Source organism: Henriciella sp. (assembly GCF_029936995.1).
Taxonomy (GTDB): domain Bacteria; phylum Pseudomonadota; class Alphaproteobacteria; order Caulobacterales; family Hyphomonadaceae; genus Henriciella.
Map to the genome: position 1 here is coordinate 123,738 of NZ_JAPYRE010000007.1, position 16,027 is coordinate 139,764.

The 16,027-nt window shown below is 59.1% G+C and carries 17 protein-coding genes and 1 pseudogene; 5 read left to right on the plus strand and 13 right to left on the minus strand.

What is annotated here, in order from left to right; all coding sequences use genetic code 11:
* Nucleotides 1–68: 68 nt before the first annotated feature.
* Together Q1K31_RS14710 and Q1K31_RS14715 are read right to left on the minus strand one after the other, a co-directional pair.
* Nucleotides 69–1,037: a FecR domain-containing protein gene (locus tag Q1K31_RS14710; protein ID WP_300381138.1), complete on the minus strand. Its 969-nt coding sequence runs from the start codon at nt 1,035–1,037 to the stop codon at nt 69–71.
* 5 nt (nt 1,038–1,042) lie between these two features.
* The gene (locus Q1K31_RS14715) at nt 1,043–1,672 is read right to left on the minus strand and encodes an RNA polymerase sigma factor (protein ID WP_300381141.1); all 630 of its coding nucleotides are present in this window, start codon (nt 1,670–1,672) and stop codon (nt 1,043–1,045) included.
* A gap of 69 nt (nt 1,673–1,741) precedes the next feature.
* On the opposite strand from Q1K31_RS14715, the gene Q1K31_RS14720 reads away from it, so the two are divergent.
* Entirely contained in the window at nt 1,742–2,014 is a 273-nt protein-coding gene (locus Q1K31_RS14720) for a helix-turn-helix domain-containing protein (protein ID WP_300381144.1), read from the plus strand.
* A gap of 180 nt (nt 2,015–2,194) precedes the next feature.
* Here the strand turns inward: Q1K31_RS14720 and Q1K31_RS14725 are convergent.
* The 9 genes from Q1K31_RS14725 to Q1K31_RS14765 all read right to left on the minus strand — a co-directional run bounded on the left by Q1K31_RS14725 (nt 2,195) and on the right by Q1K31_RS14765 (nt 11,617).
* Nucleotides 2,195–3,375 (minus strand): IS3 family transposase gene (locus tag Q1K31_RS14725; protein ID WP_112074356.1). Its coding sequence is split into 2 segments (ribosomal slippage): nt 2,195–3,126 and nt 3,126–3,375, totalling 1,182 coding nucleotides; the frame shifts between segments, so codons are not numbered across the junction.
* Nucleotides 3,376–3,435: 60 nt separating this feature from the next.
* Nucleotides 3,436–4,701: a trypsin-like peptidase domain-containing protein gene (locus Q1K31_RS14730; RefSeq protein ID WP_300381149.1), complete on the minus strand. Its 1,266-nt coding sequence runs from the start codon at nt 4,699–4,701 to the stop codon at nt 3,436–3,438.
* Nucleotides 4,702–4,774: 73 nt separating this feature from the next.
* Complete coding sequence (locus tag Q1K31_RS14735) at nt 4,775–6,211, minus strand: MFS transporter (protein ID WP_300381005.1); 1,437 nt, start codon at nt 6,209–6,211, stop codon at nt 4,775–4,777.
* 24 nt (nt 6,212–6,235) lie between these two features.
* Entirely contained in the window at nt 6,236–6,526 is a 291-nt protein-coding gene (locus tag Q1K31_RS14740) for a putative quinol monooxygenase (protein ID WP_300381008.1), read from the minus strand.
* Nucleotides 6,527–6,618: 92 nt separating this feature from the next.
* The gene (locus Q1K31_RS14745; RefSeq protein ID WP_300381010.1) at nt 6,619–7,005 is read right to left on the minus strand and encodes a RidA family protein; all 387 of its coding nucleotides are present in this window, start codon (nt 7,003–7,005) and stop codon (nt 6,619–6,621) included.
* Between the two features lie 63 nt (nt 7,006–7,068).
* Nucleotides 7,069–7,866, minus strand: coding sequence for a crotonase/enoyl-CoA hydratase family protein (locus tag Q1K31_RS14750; protein ID WP_300381013.1), 798 nt, complete (start codon nt 7,864–7,866; stop codon nt 7,069–7,071).
* 155 nt (nt 7,867–8,021) lie between these two features.
* Nucleotides 8,022–9,179, minus strand: a complete 1,158-nt coding sequence (locus Q1K31_RS14755; RefSeq protein WP_300381016.1) for an acyl-CoA dehydrogenase family protein — start codon at nt 9,177–9,179, stop codon at nt 8,022–8,024.
* Between the two features lie 116 nt (nt 9,180–9,295).
* Nucleotides 9,296–10,492, minus strand: a complete 1,197-nt coding sequence (locus Q1K31_RS14760) for an acyl-CoA dehydrogenase family protein (protein ID WP_300381152.1) — start codon at nt 10,490–10,492, stop codon at nt 9,296–9,298.
* A gap of 126 nt (nt 10,493–10,618) precedes the next feature.
* A complete protein-coding gene (locus Q1K31_RS14765; RefSeq protein WP_300381155.1) occupies nt 10,619–11,617 on the minus strand; it encodes a nicotinate-nucleotide--dimethylbenzimidazole phosphoribosyltransferase in 999 nt (332 codons plus the stop codon).
* A 115-nt stretch (nt 11,618–11,732) separates the two neighbouring features.
* Between Q1K31_RS14765 and Q1K31_RS14770 the strand changes: the two genes are divergently transcribed.
* On the plus strand, nt 11,733–11,945 hold the full coding sequence (locus Q1K31_RS14770; RefSeq protein ID WP_300381158.1) for a DUF1289 domain-containing protein: 213 nt from the start codon (nt 11,733–11,735) through the stop codon (nt 11,943–11,945).
* A complete protein-coding gene (locus tag Q1K31_RS14775; RefSeq protein ID WP_300381161.1) occupies nt 11,942–12,478 on the plus strand; it encodes a TIGR02281 family clan AA aspartic protease in 537 nt (178 codons plus the stop codon). Before Q1K31_RS14770 ends, Q1K31_RS14775 begins: the two co-directional genes overlap by 4 nt.
* Here Q1K31_RS14775 and Q1K31_RS14780 read toward each other — a convergent pair.
* A complete protein-coding gene (locus Q1K31_RS14780; RefSeq protein ID WP_300381164.1) occupies nt 12,465–13,289 on the minus strand; it encodes a sulfite exporter TauE/SafE family protein in 825 nt (274 codons plus the stop codon). The two genes, Q1K31_RS14775 and Q1K31_RS14780, sit on opposite strands and share 14 nt — an antisense overlap.
* Nucleotides 13,289–14,125: pseudogene (gene dusA / locus Q1K31_RS14785) on the minus strand (tRNA dihydrouridine(20/20a) synthase DusA); the annotation flags it as partial. The gene Q1K31_RS14780 and the pseudogene dusA, both read right to left, overlap by 1 nt.
* A gap of 37 nt (nt 14,126–14,162) precedes the next feature.
* On the opposite strand from dusA, the gene Q1K31_RS14790 reads away from it, so the two are divergent.
* Both Q1K31_RS14790 and Q1K31_RS14795 read left to right on the plus strand, forming a co-directional pair.
* Nucleotides 14,163–15,350, plus strand: coding sequence for a ThiF family adenylyltransferase (locus Q1K31_RS14790; RefSeq protein ID WP_300381166.1), 1,188 nt, complete (start codon nt 14,163–14,165; stop codon nt 15,348–15,350).
* A complete protein-coding gene (locus Q1K31_RS14795; protein WP_300381169.1) occupies nt 15,340–15,735 on the plus strand; it encodes a DUF6527 family protein in 396 nt (131 codons plus the stop codon). Before Q1K31_RS14790 ends, Q1K31_RS14795 begins: the two co-directional genes overlap by 11 nt.
* The last annotated feature ends 292 nt before the right edge of the window (nt 15,736–16,027 follow it).

Here is a 16,027-nt window from a genome sequence, read left to right on the forward strand (position 1 = left end):
CAGCTCGATAAATTCAACAAGCCGTCCGGCCTGCCATGCAGAAATTCTCCGAACCGCTGTCTGTGGGGCTAATCCCGCTCCTGGCGCCGCAGCGTGATCGTGCGGCCGGACATGTCCGCCGTCACTGGCAGGAAGAGCTCGAGGCTCTCGGCAAAGTCCCGCTGCTGGCCCGCCGGGAAGCTGCCGCTGATCCGTTCTGCCGCCAGGGCCTGATCCCCGATCCTGATCGTCACACTGGAGTAGCGGTTCATCTCGGCCACAGCCTCGGCGAGGGTCGTATTATCGAACTGAACCAGCCCGGACGTCCACCGCCCGACACTTTCCAGGTCGACTTCTGAAACCTCGACACCGCCATCCGCCTGCATGACAAGCTGGTCCCCGGGCTCCAGCACGCTCCCCTGCCCTGCCCCGTCCGAAGCCCCGACCCTGACCGATCCCTCGACCAGCGTGATCGCAACCTCATCCCCGCCAGCCTGAACATTGAACCGTGTCCCAAGCGCCTCGGTCCGGCTGGCGCCGGCCATGACCACAAAGGGCCGGGCCTCGCCTGCGACATCAAACAAGGCCTCGCCCCAAGCGAGCTCTATCTCGCGCGCGTCTTCTCCAAGCCTCACCTCGACCCGGCTTGCGGTATTGAGCGTGACCGTCGATCCATCGGCGAGCACCACCTGCCGAACCTCGCCAATGTCCGTCACATAAATATCCGGTGCCACTGGTTGAGCAGCCGGCCAGACCCCCACAACCACAAGCCCGATGAGCACAAGCGCGGCGATCCCGCCAAGCCAGCCCACCCATCCCGGTACGCGGTCCTTCCGGGACACCTCCCGGTCTTCCCGCGCCCGCCGGCCAAAGCCTGAACGGTCCATGGCCACCAGGGAGCGTTCGATCTCACCAAAGGCTGCGGCATTCGCCGGATCGCTCTCCCAGGCCTGGAAGGCTTCCCAGGTCTCGTGCGAAAGGCCGGGCTCCTGCAGCTCGGCATACCAGTCCGCCGCGGCTTTCAGCCGCTCCGAATATCTGTCCCGATGTGCCGTCATGAGCTTCACCCTGCCGGGTTCGCTTCCCGGCCTTCCAACCTTGCGAGACGTTCGGCAATCTCGGCGAGTGCCGTCGCAACCTCACTCTTGGCCGTTCTCGGTGAAACTGACAAGCGCCGCGCGATCTCATCATAGGTGAGCCCGTCATAGCGGTGGAGCCTGAGCACTTCGCGGCGCCGCCACGGCATGGCGGCAATGGTCTGCTCGGCGATGGCGAGAAGCTGGGCATTCATGAGCTGTTTCTCCGGCGTCACGGTCCGCGCACAGGCCAGCGCCTCGCCAACACTCCCGACTTCGACAGAGGCCTGCTGCTGACGCCTGTGGCCCGACTTCAGATGATTGACGGTCAGATTGCGCAGGGTCGTGAACAAGAGCTTGCGAAGTTCCTCACCCGCCCTGTCCGGATAGGCCCGCCCCACAGCAACAAAGGCATCCTGCACCAGGTCCTCGGCATCCGCCCGGTTCCCCACCCGCAACAGTGCCAGACGCACGAGTTGCCTTCGATGATGGTGAAAGATACTCCGAAGATGTTGGTCTGACTGATCAGAGTTGAACTCACCTGAATCCTCACTTGGACCCCGCCGAAATCGCGACAGTCTCAGTTCCGTTTTCGTGGTATTAACGGGGCTAACCAAGTCGCAGCTTCCTAGCGAATAATCCCAAAATGGGATTATTCCATATCAGGATTACGAAGGCAATCTCTAATGGGATTGCTGAGTAAGTACTTGGGAAAATATCTTCGTTCTCCTGCCCACCAATTGCTCATATCGGAGATCAAGGCAGCTCGCCTTCAGGCGGGCCTGTCACAGCAGGCGCTGGCAAAGCGGTTGGGCCACCCGCAGTCATACATAGCAAAAATAGAAACAGGCGAGCGTCGGATCGACGTAATCGAGTTCCTCTTGCTGCTCAACGTTCTGGAAATCAGTTATACTGATATGCTCGAGCCAATCGCGAAATTACTGAACGACTCTTGGTAACCCTCAGTGAGCGTCCTCTATGGGCGCAAAAGCAAACGTAAGAAAAGTATTGCTCGTACGTACTACCACGTCCGTTGGTAAGGATGCCCGCGCTTGCATCCTGCCCGCCGGTGGTTCCTTTAGGGTATTAAGCCCAAATCAGAGCTAATAGACTTGACCCAGCCCCGTGATCCGGGCCGTTCATTCGGAGAGTCTGTTCGCCTTTCTTTCTGTTGTTGATGGCGTGGTCAAGGCCCGGGGAGTGGAGCTTCCCCGCGGCTCAAGCGAGCCGGGCCTTCGGCGGCGCAGCCGCCGTTCGTAGGTTACGGGGCTGAGGCCGCCGAGTGATGTGTGTGGCCGGACCGTGTTGTAGTCTATCCGCCAGGCTTCGATGATGCGCCGGGCGTCACCGAGACTGTCGAAGAGATGCTCGTTCAGGCACTCGTCGCGCAGCCGGCCGTTGAAGCTCTCGACGAAGGCGTTCTGTGTCGGCTTTCCCGGCGCGATGTAGTGCCACTCAATGCCGGCCTCGCGCACCCATTTCAGGATCGCATGACTGGTCAGCTCCGTGCCATTGTCGGAGACGATCATCTTCGGAGCACCCCGCCGGGTGATGAGCCTGGACAGTTCCCTGGCGACCCGCACGCCGGACAGGGAGACATCGACGACCACGGCCAGGGCTTCCCGGGTGAAGTCGTCGACCACGCAGAGCGTGCGGAACCGGCGGCCATCGCTGAGAGCGTCCGATACGAAGTCCAGGCTCCATCGCTCATTCGCCTGTTCCGGCAGGAGCATGGGTGAACGTGTGCCTGTCGCCCGCTTTCGCCCACGTCGTCGTTTCACGGCCAGTCCCTCCTCGGCATAGATCCGGTAGATCTTCTTGTGATTGGCGCTGAGGCCCTCGCGGTCCAGCAGGATGCCGAGCCTGCGATAGCCGAACCGGCGGCGTTCACCGGCCAGCTCCCGTAGCCTCTGGCGCAACTTCTCGTCACCGCCATCGCGTTTTTCATACTGGAAGGTGGACCGATCGAGATCGGCCAGCCGGCAGGCCCGACGCTCCGACAGGCCATGCACTTCCATCACGTGGTGCACGGCCTTCCGTTTGGCGTCGGGCGTCAGAAGTTTTTTGTCGCCAGGTCCTTCAGGGCGGCATTGTCCAGCATTGCATCGGCCAGGAGGCGCTTCAGCTTCGAGTTCTCCTCCTCCAGCGTCTTCAGCCGCCGGGCGTCCGACACCGTCATGCCGCCGAACTTCGCCTTGTACTTGTAGAAGGTCGCATCCGAGATGCCGTACTTGCGGCAGATATCGGCTGTCTTCACGCCAGCCTCGTGCTCCCGGATCATCCCAATGATCTGTTCTTCGGAAAATCGTGATTTGCGCATTTGTCATCCTCTTCGTGTCGAGGACTCTGCAAATTCATGGCCGGAATTTACGGGGCTGGGTCAAAATGGGTCACGCCCCATTTCCTCGGCCAGACGCGGTGAGAGTTCGGCGACCTCGGCCCCGGAGAAAGGATGGCGCCCATCCAGAACTTCCAGCTCCGCCTTGGTTGCGCCAGGTGGCGGGGCGAGCGTGACCTTGATGATTTCTGCGTCACCGCCGCGCAGGACCTTCAGCTCCGAATTCTCGCCCGGCGACCGGGTCGCGGCGAGGAATTTCAGACCGGTCTCGTCAAACACTTCGCGCCCGTCGATCTCGGTGATCAGGTCGCCACGCGACAGGCCGGCCTTGTCTGCCGGGCCATCGTCGAAGACTTCGCTGACCATGACGCCGACAGGCCGGTCGAGCCCCTGGGACTTCGCGATGTCATAGGTCACAGACTGGGCCTTCAGGCCAAGCCAGGGCCGAACGATACGGCCCTCATTCACAGCCGCATCGACCACGCGCTGGACCATCTCGGCCGGAATGGCAAAACCAATCCCGTTGGACCCGCCCGAGCGCGAGAATATGGCCGTGTTTACGCCGACCAGCTCGGCGCGCGTATTGATTAGCGCACCGCCGGAATTACCGGGGTTCACGGCCGCATCGGTCTGCAGGAAGAAGGAATAGTCCGACACGCCCACATCGGTACGCGCGGTCGCGGAGATGATGCCTGTCGTCACCGTCTGGCCAACACCGAACGGGTTGCCGATAGCCAGCACAATGTCACCGACTTCGGTATCGCGCGTATCGGCGTAATTAACCGTCGGCAGGGGTTCGCCCTCGGTATCTATACGTAAGACGGCAAGGTCTGTGCGCTCATCGGAGAGGATCAGTTCGGCTGCGTATTCCCGCCGGTCTGACAGCACCACAAGCAACTCATCGGCATCTTTCACGACATGGCTGTTGGTCACGATCACGCCGTCATCGGAAACGATGACACCGGAGCCGAGCGAATTCTGAACCCGTTCACGGGGAGTACCGAAAAACTGCCGGAAGACCGGGTCATTCGCGAAAGGGGACGCGCTCTGGCGCACCACCTTCTTGGAATAGACGTTCACCACGGCTGGCGAGACCTGTTTGACGAGCGGAGCATAGGAAAGCTCAAGCTCGGCGCGGCTCTGCGGCACACGTTTATCTGGGGTGAAGAAACTGCTCGCCTCCTCTGGCGAGACCTTGTCCTGGGCATCAGCACCGCCAGCCGGAAAGAGTGGGCTGAACACCACGGCCAGCAAGGCAAGTACGGCAAGCAGGCTCAGCAGGAGAAGCTTGGAAACATGTCGGGTCATGGTGTTGGTTTGCATCATGAAAATGGCTCTATTGCGGCGCGCTCATGAGTGCAATCGGGCAGGCGATGACAATTCAGTCAGCTTCCGGGGCAGCACGTGACCTCAGCGTCTCCAGGTTTTCGGCATGAACATCACGATTGATGCGATAGAACATGAGTGAACAGATCATTGCCACCCAGATGAAGAACAGGCATGGCGCATACCAGGCCCCGAGACGGAATACGGCTTCATCCGATACCTGGCCGGGCTGGGCGCTATCGGGAAAGCTTGCCAGGGTCAGGATGAACGTGGCCATCATGATCCCCACCCCGGAAACCAGTTTCCGGATAAAGCTGATTCCGGCGAAGAAAATACCTTCCGAGCGCCGGCCTGTCCGCACTTCACTTTCTTCCACGATATCGGCAATCATGGAGGCCATCAGCGTCTGTGTCGTGATGATCAGGGCCGTATCGATAATGCTGGTGACGATTATAATGCCGAAAAGCAGATCGGTGCCATTATCGGGCATGACGCCTATCAGGCGTAGAAACACTGGTGCCGGGGTCATCGTGAAGGCGATCGCCCCGACGATGATCGCTCCCTTCTTCTTGCCGATCGTTTTCGACACGATTGGCGAGATGAAAAGCGCCATGAAAGCCGAGAGGAAGACCGAAAAGGTCAGCAGCGAGGTCTGATCTGTGGTGAATTCCCAGAAAAAACCGTTGATGTAGTAGTTCAGCGAAGATGCAATCCCGCTGGCGAGGAAACCAAAGAAAGCCGCGACAAACAGTGCGGCGAAAGAACGCGAAGCGACCGTCTCTGCAATTTCGCGCATGATCGTCAGCGGCGTCATCTTGCGCGGGGGCGGCGAAGGTTTGAGATGCGGGATGTGTGAGTGCGTGCCGAGTGCGCTGATAAGTATGGCGCCGCCAATCATGCACGCCGCCAGCAAACCGTAGGTATTATAGCCCTCGACATTGAAAAAGCCGCTCGGATCGGCCTCGGTCGCGGTCAACAGATAGCGAAGGGCGAAAAACGCCACGAAAATCCCCCCCATCCAGGCAAAGAAATACCTGTAGGAAAGATAGGAGGTGCGCTCGTCATAATCGTCGGTCAATTCTGCCGCCAGAGCCGAGCTGGGCACCTCGTAAAGCGTGATCAGCGTGCGCACCAGAATGGAAATGACAACGAGATAGGGGAAAAGTTCATTGCCAGTGAGCGCTTGAGGAGGATTCCAGACGAAGTAATAGGCAAGCGCGACCGGCACGGCGGCCACATACATGAACGGATGCCGCCGCCCCCAGCGTGTCTTCACATTGTCCGACCAGTAGCCAACAAGTGGATCGGAAAAGGCGTCGAAAACCAGCGCGATCATCAACGCCAGGCCGACAAGCGGTGCCGACACTCCGAGCACCTGCGAGTAGAAGATCAGGACAAAATAGTCGAACCCGTTGGCCTTGATGCCGCTGGCGGCAGCGCCAACGCCATAAGCGAGCTTCGTACCAAAGCCGGCTTTACGCGGTTCGGACATCAGATTCGGCTTTCCGTCAGGGGTCTATTCGACGATGTCGTACTGCTCGATCTCGGGGCGCCCGGCGAGACAGGCGCCGAGCTTTGCCCCTGCCGCCTTGAAGTAATCGGTCTGACCATGCGCTTTCAGCGCGTCTTCGCTGGAGTACTGCTCCATGAAGATATAGACCTGCGGATCGGATTTGGACTTGTAGAGCTGATAGGTCAGCGTGCCCGGCTCATTCGCCTTGACCTTGGCCATCAGATCTTTGCCGATGTCTTCGAACTCCGCGTTCTTGCCCTCGGCGATTGTGAGTTTGGCGACAACTCCGATCATGAATTCCTCCGCAATGCTTTATATCTTTATCAATATGACAATAACCAGCTACATTCATTGTACAAGGCTTTACGTCGCGGCGGATGAGCGGATTATCCCCGGAAAGCTGTGACCTCGATCTCGATTTTCATTTCCGGCGCGATCAGGCCGGCCACAACCATGGTCGCCGCGGGGCGGATATTACCAAGATGGTGTCCGAGGACCGGTTTCAGCGTATCCAGCAGGCCCGCATCCGTGACGGTGTACTGGACGCGCACAATATCCTCCATCCGGAATCCGGCATCAGACAGGACAGAGCCGATTGTGGCGAAGCAGACCCCGGCCTGGGCGGCCGGATCTTCCGGCATGGACATTGTGGCATAGTCATATCCGGTGACCCCGGCGACAAAACACCAGTCGCCCTGAACCACGGCCCGCGAATAACCGATCTCCTCCTCGAAGGGAGAGCCGGTCGAGATGAGGCGGCGGTGCGAGGGCATGACAGATCCTTCCAGGCAAAGAAGACCCGCCATTTATCCGCGATTCCCGCCACGCCGGACAGGCTATTTCCCTTCAAATGTCGCCGTGCGCTTTTCGAGGATAGCATTGACGCCTTCCATGTGATCCTCGGTTTCGTGCATCAGCGCCTGCGAGGCGGCGGAGAATTCCATCATGGTTTCATAGGACGCGCTCTGGCCGTGGCGCAGGAGGGTCTTGGCGAGGCGCAGCGCCTGCGGCGGCTGGGCGGCCATGCGGCCGGCGAGCGCATTGGCTTCTTCCATCAGGGTATCGCCGGAATGCACATCGGAGACGAGCCCCCACTCCTTCGCTGTTTCCGCGTCGATGACATCGCCTGTGAAGAGAAGCTGGGCGGCGCGGGAATTGCCGACAATGCGCGGCAGGAGCCAGGCCCCGCCATCGCCGGGAATGAGGCCGAGCTTGAGGAAGGTCACGCCGAACTTCGCCTTCTCGGCAGCAAGGCGCACATCCGCCATGCAGGCAACATCACAGCCAAGCCCGATGGCCGCACCATTGACCGCCGCAATCAGCGGGGTTTCGAGATTGTAGAGCGACTTTACCGCCAGATGGATGTTGCGGCGATATCCATTGCGCACCTCGTTCGGGCTGCCGCCGAAAGCGCCCGTCTTGTCACGCATCGCCTTCACATCGCCACCCGCCGAGAACGCCTTGCCTTCGCCGGTCAGGATGGCGACGCGGATCTGCGGATCGGCCTCGATCTCAGCGCAGGCGGCGGCGACTTCCGTGCCATCGCCTTCCTGGCCGAGCGCGTTCATCATCTCCGGACGCGTCAGCGTCAGCGTGGCGATGGGGCCGGATTTCTCAAGTTTGATGACGGACATGGATGGGCGCTCCCGATAAGATGTTTCGTGAATGATCTGACGATGTCTATGACAGGGTGAGCACTGGCCTGTCGAGACCAGCGCGTAAAGTTAAAAGCCCCATCCTGCACGCGGGCAGGACGGGGCTTTCGGTATACGTCTTGTAGAGCTGGTCCCTACTCGGCGGCGACCTTCTGGCCTTCGCCACTGAGCGCGGTGTAGCGGCGCATATGATAGTCGACATTGCCGAATTCGCTGTCGATCATGGTCAGGCGCTTGAAATAATGGCCGATGGCCAGCTCATCCGTCATGCCCATGCCACCATGAATCTGGACGGCTTCCTGACCGACGAAACGCCCGCCCTGGCCGATGCGCACCTTGGCACCGGAGACAGCTTTCTTGCGGGCCACATCGTCTTCATCGAGCTTGAGGGTGGCCATGTAGGTCATGGAGATGGACTGCTCATGCTCCATGAACATGTCGACCATGCGGTGCTGGAGCACCTGGAACTTGCCGATGGCGACGCCGAACTGCTTGCGCTGGCGGGAATATTCCACGGTCATGGTCTGAGCGACGCCCATCGCGCCGGTGGCCTCGGCACAGACAGCGGCTGTGGCTTCATCAACGACACGCTCGATCAGCGGCAGGGCCTTGCCCTCCTCTCCGATCATCGCGTCGGCAGGCACAGACACATTCTCGAAATAGACTTCCGAAGCCCGGCGCCCGTCCACGGTTGGGTAATCGCGTGTGGTGATGCCGTCTGCGCCCTTCTCGACGATGAAGACCGAGATGCCATCCCTGTCGCGGCGTTCACCGGATGTGCGGGCCGTCACGATCAGGTGGCTTGCCCATGGTGCGCCGATGACAACTGCCTTGTGGCCGTTGAGGACATAGCCGCCGCCATCTTTCCTGGCAGTGGTCTCGAGGTCGTGCAGGTCGTAGCGCCCGCGCGGCTCGGCATAGGCGAAGGCGAAGACGCTTTCCCCGCCGATGATCGCGGTGAGATGTTCTTCCTTCTGGGCGGCCGTGCCTGCGTGTTTGAGAAAACCACCAGCGCAGACCACGGTTGGCACATAGGGTTCAACAACGAGCGCCTTGCCGAACTCTTCCATGATGATCATGGAGTCGATCGCGTTGCCGCCAAGACCGCCATCATCCTCGGAGAAGGCCGCGCCGAGAAGCCCGAGTTCTGCGAATTGCTGCCACATCTCCGGGCGCCAGCCTGTATCGCTCTCGGCGACCTTGCGGCGGGTCTCGAAATCGTACTGATCGCGCAGCAGCCTCGCGAGACTGTCGCGGATCATTGTCTGTTCTTCTGAAAAATTGAAATCCATGTGTTTCCCTCCCCGGCCGTCCGGGTTCATCCTTATTGTTTCGCTGTGTCCTCGAATGAAGCGGCAGCGCTATGCCGCCGCCTCATTGTCGTTTTCGTACCTGTTTCCGGCGCGCCCTAGAGCCCGAGGATCATCTTGGTGATGATGTTGCGCTGGATTTCGTTGGAGCCGCCATAGATCGACGTCTTGCGCATGTTGAAATAGCTCGGGGCCGCCTGGTGAGCGTAATCCGGTCCGATCGGGAACTCGTTCGAGCCGTCTTCCGGAAAGCCGCGGAAATACGGGTGGCCGTAATGGCCAACAGCTTCCAGTGTCAGCTCTGTCAGGCGCTGCTGGATCTCGGTGCCCTTGACCTTGAGAATGGAGCTTTCCGGCCCCGGACCCTTGCCTTGGGCCTCGCCGGCGAGCGTGCGCAGCTCAGTGAACTCAAGCGCTGTGAGGTCGATTTCAAGCTGGCCGATCTTGCGGATGAAATCGTCATCCTGGATCAGCGGCTTGCCTTCAAGCAGTTCTGTCGAGGCAATGTTGCGCAGCCGCTCGACGCCGCGCTTGGAGCGGGCCACGCCAGCAATGCCGGAGCGTTCATGCGCAAGCAGGAACTTGGCGTAGGTCCAGCCCTTGTTCTCTTCGCCGACAAGATTCTCGACCGGCACGCGGACATCGGTCAGCCAGGTTTCGTTGACCTCGACACCGCCATCAATCGTTTTGATCGGTTTTACTTCAATGCCGGGCGTATTCATGTCGGCGAGGATGAAGGAAATGCCTTCCTGTGGCTTGGACGCGTTCGGGTCCGTGCGGCAGAGGAAGAAGCCCCAGTCGGCGTGCTGGGCCAGTGTCGTCCAGGTCTTCTGGCCATTGATGACATAGTGGTCACCATCACGTACGGCAGTTGTTTTCAGCGAGGCGAGGTCAGAACCGGCACCCGGCTCTGAATAGCCCTGGCACCACCACACCTTACCTTCGCGGATACCCGGCAGGTGCCTGGCCTTCATCTCCTCGGAGCCGAAAGTGTAGATCACCGGACCGACCATCGAGGCACCGAAAGGCAGCGGCATGATCGTGTCCATGCGGGCATTCTCTTCCGACCAGATATATTTCTGGGTCGGCGTCCAGTCCGTACCGCCATACTCTTCCGGCCAGGATGGCACAGACCAGCCCTTTTCGCCGAGGATCCGGTGCCAGGCGAGCATGTCATCCCGGCTCAGGTCCTCACGCAGGCCAACGCCGCGCAGGCGCTCAGGATAGTTTTCCTCGATGAAGGCCCGGACCTCCTTGCGAAACTCGATTTCCTCCGGGGTGAATTCCAGATTCATGGCTTGATCCTCACGATTGTCTTTTTTGGTCTGTTGCCGCCCTTGTGCCTGCATGATGCAGCGAAAGCAAGTTGACGCGCACGTCAACGTAAGCTGTGTCGCACCCCGCCGCGAAGCGGCAGGGTATCAGCTTGAAGGCTGGCCGAGGAATGGCGCACAGGCGGTCTGCAGAACGCCGACGGCAGCAGCCGATCCCATACCTCCGCCTGTGTTGAATTCAAATGGCAGGAGCGGGCGCATACCGATGCGCTCAAGTGCGGCCTCATGCGCCGGACGCTTGGTGACGTGTCCCGGCAGAACATGCGCCACGGCTTCCGGATTGAGAGCATGTACAATCCCGGCGGCAATCGTTGTCGCAAATCCATCCAGAACTACAGGAACAGACTGGATGCGCGCCGCCAGGATCGCCCCGACACAGGCGGCAAGTTCCCTCCCCCCGAGACAACGCAGCGCCTCCAGTGGATCGTCGAGATGACCGCGATGCTTCCTCAGGGCCATATTGACCAGTTCAGTACGCGCCGTACTGACATCCTTTGGCGTATGCGGGCCGGGGCGCACCCAATAGTCAGGTGTGCCACCATATAGCGCACAGGCCACCGCGGCCGCCGAAGTGCCTATCCCGGCGCCAAGGACACCAAGCGCAAGAACATCCGGCTGGCCCTCCAGCGCCTCGAAGCCATAAGCGATTGTCGCAGCACATTCGCGCTCACTCATCGCGGGGGCCTCGGTAAAATCGGCTGTCGGCTGGTCGAGGGCCATTTCGAAAATGCGGATATTGGCACCGACCTGTGTGGCGATCGCCGAAAGCGGGGCCTTGCCACCGCGCAGCGAATCGACCCGGGATTTTGTGCTTGCATCACTGGAGAGCGAGATCTTGTCCCCGACAATACCATGCGCGCCAGCAAACAGGGCAAGCGTCGCATTCTCGATACGCGGAGGGTAACGCCCCTGCCAGCTGGCCAGCCATTCGGCAGCCTCTCCGAGACGGCCAAAATCACCGTCGCGCCCCATCTCGAGTAGTGCTTCGCGCACCGACCGGGACGGGGCTTCATTAGGTTCGAGATGGCGCATTGCCAGATCGCGGACATCATCGAATGGCGTTGCAGAAGATGCTGCGTCGCTCACGGGCCTACCTCACACGTCAGAATTGGCGCAAAGCGCCTGAAACACCAATTGAAGTCAATGAAAGATTCGTGATTTTTTCCTATCAATACCATATTCAGCTTCTATGCAGGACAGTATGCAGGTACGCCCTAAAGCCATCGAGACCCCCTGCCGCCAGGTTTGCGCCGTGGACGGGCAGACAGGACTATGTCTCGGCTGCGCCCGCACACTAAAGGAAATTGGCGGCTGGTCCGGCTTGAGCGATGCTGAACGCCGGGCTGTCATGCAGGAGCTGGATCAGCGCATGGACAGGTTGAAAGCACTCGGCAAGCTCGGGCCTGAGGCATGAGTGTGCGCATCGGCTCCATGCTGCTCAGCGCCTGTGCGGTGGCGGGTGCCGTGGCTGTCTTCGTCGCACCAAAACTGGATGAGGCGTCAAAGGACGATACCGCGGCCACATCTGGCGAAACGGTCAACACTGCCACGCCCGCAGGCGAGAAAGAATCCCGGCCACGCCAGGCCGTTCTGTCGATCCGTGATGACGGACATTACTGGGCACGCACACTGGTCAATAGTAAAGCCAGTGTGGACTTCATGGTCGATACGGGGGCAAGCACAGTCGCTCTGACGCAGGAAGACGCCCGCAAGATGGGCTTCGATCCCGAAGCGCTGGACTATAAATGGGAAATCCGCACAGCCGGCGGTGTGACCTATGGTGCAAGCGTCGTGATCGAATCAATCAAGATCAACCAGGTCCATATCAGGGATGTGAGCGCCATGGTCCTGCGCGAGGATCTCACCCAGTCCCTTCTCGGCATGAGCTTCCTGCGTGAGCTTTACTCCTACGAGTTCCGCGGCGACCGGCTGATCATCCAGCAATAGTCTTCCAGATCATCCGCGCCGACACGACGACCAGAAGGATGCCGAACAGCTTCCTCAGGAGCGCCGCATCCAGCTTGTGCGCAAGCGCCGCGCCGAGCGGGGCCATCGTGACGGTGAAGGTCGAGATGAGCAGAAAGGCTGGCGCGTTAACGTGGCCAATCGAGAAAGGCGGCAGACCTTCCTTGCCGATGCCGTTGGCGACCGCCATCATCGCGCCGGGAAAGCCGATCGCCACGCCAAATCCGGCCGCTGTCGCCACAGCCTGATGGATCGGGCGGCCACACACCGTCATCAGGCTGACCCCGAACGTACCCCCGCCAATCCCCATAATGGCCGAAAGTGCACCGAGCACGCCGCCAAGCCCGATCCGCGGCGTCCCTTTGGGCAGGTCGTCGGCCAGTTTCCAGGTCGGGCGGCCGAAATAGAGCTGCATGGCGAGGATAAGCAGCATGGCCCCGAAGAAGAAAGTCAACGCGTCCTTGGACACAAAGCCTGCAATGAGCTGGCCGAGGATAGCGCCGAGCATGATCCACGGCGCCCAGCCGCGGATAATCGCCCAGTCCACCGCCCCACGTCGGTTATGCGCCATGACGGAACGCATGGACGTCAGAATGATTGTGGCAAGCGAGGTTGCCACCGCGACGTGCATGGCCGTTTCGCCGTATCCGAGTGCGGTGAACAGGAAATAGAGCACAGGAACGATAATGGCGCCGCCGCCAATTCCGAAGAGCCCGGCTGCCAGTCCGGCGGTCATGCCAGCCAAAACAAGCGAAACAATCAGGACGCCATACTGGGAAACAAATTCCGCCATCAGGCCGGGACGCTTTCACGGGTGACATGCGATAGCGCTTCATCAAGCACTTCAAGGCCCGCGCCGGATCTGACCGCCTTTTCAGAGAGGGTCCGTCGCCAGGCACGCGCGCCGGGCTGACCGGAGAAAAGCCCCAGCATGTGACGCGTCATGGATGACAATTTTACACCCGCTTCAAGTTGCCCGGCCATATAGGGCCGGTAGGTCTCAAGCGCGGCGAGACAAGTGGACATATCAACCGTGTCGTCGCCCTTGCCCGTTTCGATCAGGTGATCGGCGCACGTCAGCAGGCCCGGTGTCTGGTAGGCGGCTCGGCCAAGCATGACACCATCGAATGTCTTCATATGGGCTTCGGCCTCTTCCAGCGTCCTGATACCACCATTGAGAATGATCGTGAGGTCTGGGCGCCTGGCCTTCAGATCTGCGACAAGGCCATAGTCCAGCGGAGGAATGTCCCGGTTCTCCTTCGGGCTCAAGCCCGAAAGCCAGGCTTTGCGCGCATGTACGGTGAACACGTCACAGCCTGCATCGGCCACCCTGTCGACAAAGCCGAAAAGCGTCTCACGGGGCGGGTCTTCATCGATGGCGACACGGCATTTCACGGTGACGGGAATGGAGACCGCAGCGCGCATCGCCGCGACGCAGGCAGCAACCGTATCGGGCTCCTGCATGAGGCAGGCCCCAAACCGTCCGGACTGCACCCTGTCGGACGGGCAGCCGCAATTGATGTTGACCTCGTCATAACCGAACTCTTCGGCAATCCGGCTGGCCTCGGCCATCTTCTGCGGATCGGAGCCACCAAGCTGCAGGACAACCGGATGCTCGTCCGCGCTGAAGGCGAATCCGTGAAGGTCAAAAAGGATATGATCTTCAATGTCACAGCAACTGATAAGTCGTAGTCCGGATCTGCAGGCCCTTTTCGACGACGGCTATGAGCTGTCAGTTGTGGCGGGGCATCTTGTGGTCAGCAATGTGCCATATGTGGCACACGATAAGTCTATCAAGCGTGGAACGCTCGTTTCCACCTTGGCCCTTTCTGGAAACCAGACTGCTCCCCCAAGCACTCATGTTATGAAGTTTTCCGGCGATCATCCTTGTGACAAGAACGGACACCCCTTGAAAGGAATCGTCAATGGGCAAGGCCGGACAAATGTCGGGGACGGGCTCGTGACCAATTTGAGCTTCTCTTGCAAACCAACTGAGACTGGCAAGTACGCTAACTACTATGACAAAGTGACAACGTATGTCGGAATGATCTCGGGACCGGCCGAAGTCATTGATCCAGCAGTCACTGCACAGACTTTCGCGGTAACCGAAGCGGCGGATGACGACACTCCGTTTAAATATATCGATTCCGCGTCAAGCCGAGCTGGCATTTCAGCCATCAGTGATACGCTCAAATTCTCAAAGGTCGCGATTGTGGGCCTTGGGGGAACGGGATCTTACATCCTCGATTTGGTGGCCAAGACGCCGGTCGGTGAAATACATCTCATCGACGGTGATGAGTTCATGCAACACAATGCTTTTCGGGCGCCAGGCGCTGCATCGATTGAACAACTTCGAAGGCGCCAGAAAAAAGTCGACTATCTAGCTGAAGCATACGGCGCGCTGCGCAACGGGATCGTGCCACACGCGACCTATTTGACCAAAGAAAATATATCGCTCCTCGAGGGGATGGATTTTGTTTTTGTGGCTGTAGATAAAGGTCAGGTGAAGGGTGCGATAGCTGATAAACTTGACGCCGACGGCGTTGCTTTCATCGATGTGGGTATGGGTATTAGCATTGTCGATGAAGCGCTTTTTGGGGTGGTTCGGACAACGACAAGTTCCCCGCAACAAAGATCTCATTTTGAAAAATGCGTAAATCTGAGCGGCAACGACGCGGATGACGCTTATCGCCAAAACATTCAAATTGCCGATCTCAATGCGTTAAACGCAGCGTTGGCGGTCATGCGCTGGAAGAAGCTAGTTGGCTTCTACGTAGACCTAGAGCACGAGCATCAGTCCAACTTCACCATCGACGGAAATATCATAACGAACAGTCATTTTCATGAAGCATAAGACCATCCAGCACCAATTTGTGGAAGCTATACCCAACCGCATTGAGCGCGACATACTCTATGTATCTCTTGAGTTCGCGACAGCTGTCCATTTGTGCCAATGCGGCTGCGGGTTGGAAGTCGTCGCGCCGCTCAGCCCAACAGACTGGAGAATGACATTCGATGGTGTGTCGGTCTCCTTACATCCATCAATCGGAAACTGGAGTTTCCCCTGCCGATCACACTACTGGATTAGAGGTGGCCGAATACAATGGGCGAGCGACATGCCAAACTCTCAGATTTCTGGCATTCGACAAGCGGATAAGAAGAATAAAAAACAAGCGTTTGAACGCCAAGCTTGGCACAAGCGATTGTGGTCGCAAGTACTTAGATTATTTAATAATTAGTTTGGCGTATTCAGGTTGACCGACGAATAGAAAACTCTTTCTGCCAACTGCAATGCGCCGCACACTGCATTTGATAACATTGTTGCTGAACTCCCCCTAGGTCGACGGAAAAATTTGGCAGACGTGTCAGTGCATCCCGGATTACCTGTTCTGGGACGGACTTGGACTCGACCCGAGCCGACTATTGTCTATGCCCGTTTTAAAACGCACCCAGTAGTGGATATAAGCGCGCCTACTGGATCCCTCATCGACGCTTCTGTATACCTCGCTAATATCTGCAATCGGGATTCTT

Excerpts from the sequence above, each read along its gene's own strand:
- Q1K31_RS14710 (WP_300381138.1), bottom strand. The coding sequence starts at position 1,037 with ATGACGGCACATCGGGACAGATATTCGGAGCGGCTGAAAGCCGCGGCG.
- Q1K31_RS14720 (WP_300381144.1), top strand. The coding sequence starts at position 1,742 with ATGGGATTGCTGAGTAAGTACTTGGGAAAATATCTTCGTTCTCCTGCC.
- Q1K31_RS14730 (WP_300381149.1), bottom strand. The coding sequence starts at position 4,701 with ATGACCCGACATGTTTCCAAGCTTCTCCTGCTGAGCCTGCTTGCCGTA.
- Q1K31_RS14735 (WP_300381005.1), bottom strand. The coding sequence starts at position 6,211 with ATGTCCGAACCGCGTAAAGCCGGCTTTGGTACGAAGCTCGCTTATGGC.
- Q1K31_RS14740 (WP_300381008.1), bottom strand. The coding sequence starts at position 6,526 with ATGATCGGAGTTGTCGCCAAACTCACAATCGCCGAGGGCAAGAACGCG.
- Q1K31_RS14745 (WP_300381010.1), bottom strand. The coding sequence starts at position 7,005 with ATGCCCTCGCACCGCCGCCTCATCTCGACCGGCTCTCCCTTCGAGGAG.
- Q1K31_RS14750 (WP_300381013.1), bottom strand. The coding sequence starts at position 7,866 with ATGTCCGTCATCAAACTTGAGAAATCCGGCCCCATCGCCACGCTGACG.
- Q1K31_RS14755 (WP_300381016.1), bottom strand. The coding sequence starts at position 9,179 with ATGGATTTCAATTTTTCAGAAGAACAGACAATGATCCGCGACAGTCTC.
- Q1K31_RS14760 (WP_300381152.1), bottom strand. The coding sequence starts at position 10,492 with ATGAATCTGGAATTCACCCCGGAGGAAATCGAGTTTCGCAAGGAGGTC.
- Q1K31_RS14770 (WP_300381158.1), top strand. The coding sequence starts at position 11,733 with ATGCAGGTACGCCCTAAAGCCATCGAGACCCCCTGCCGCCAGGTTTGC.
- Q1K31_RS14775 (WP_300381161.1), top strand. The coding sequence starts at position 11,942 with ATGAGTGTGCGCATCGGCTCCATGCTGCTCAGCGCCTGTGCGGTGGCG.
- Q1K31_RS14780 (WP_300381164.1), bottom strand. The coding sequence starts at position 13,289 with ATGGCGGAATTTGTTTCCCAGTATGGCGTCCTGATTGTTTCGCTTGTT.
- Q1K31_RS14790 (WP_300381166.1), top strand. The coding sequence starts at position 14,163 with ATGTCACAGCAACTGATAAGTCGTAGTCCGGATCTGCAGGCCCTTTTC.
- Q1K31_RS14795 (WP_300381169.1), top strand. The coding sequence starts at position 15,340 with ATGAAGCATAAGACCATCCAGCACCAATTTGTGGAAGCTATACCCAAC.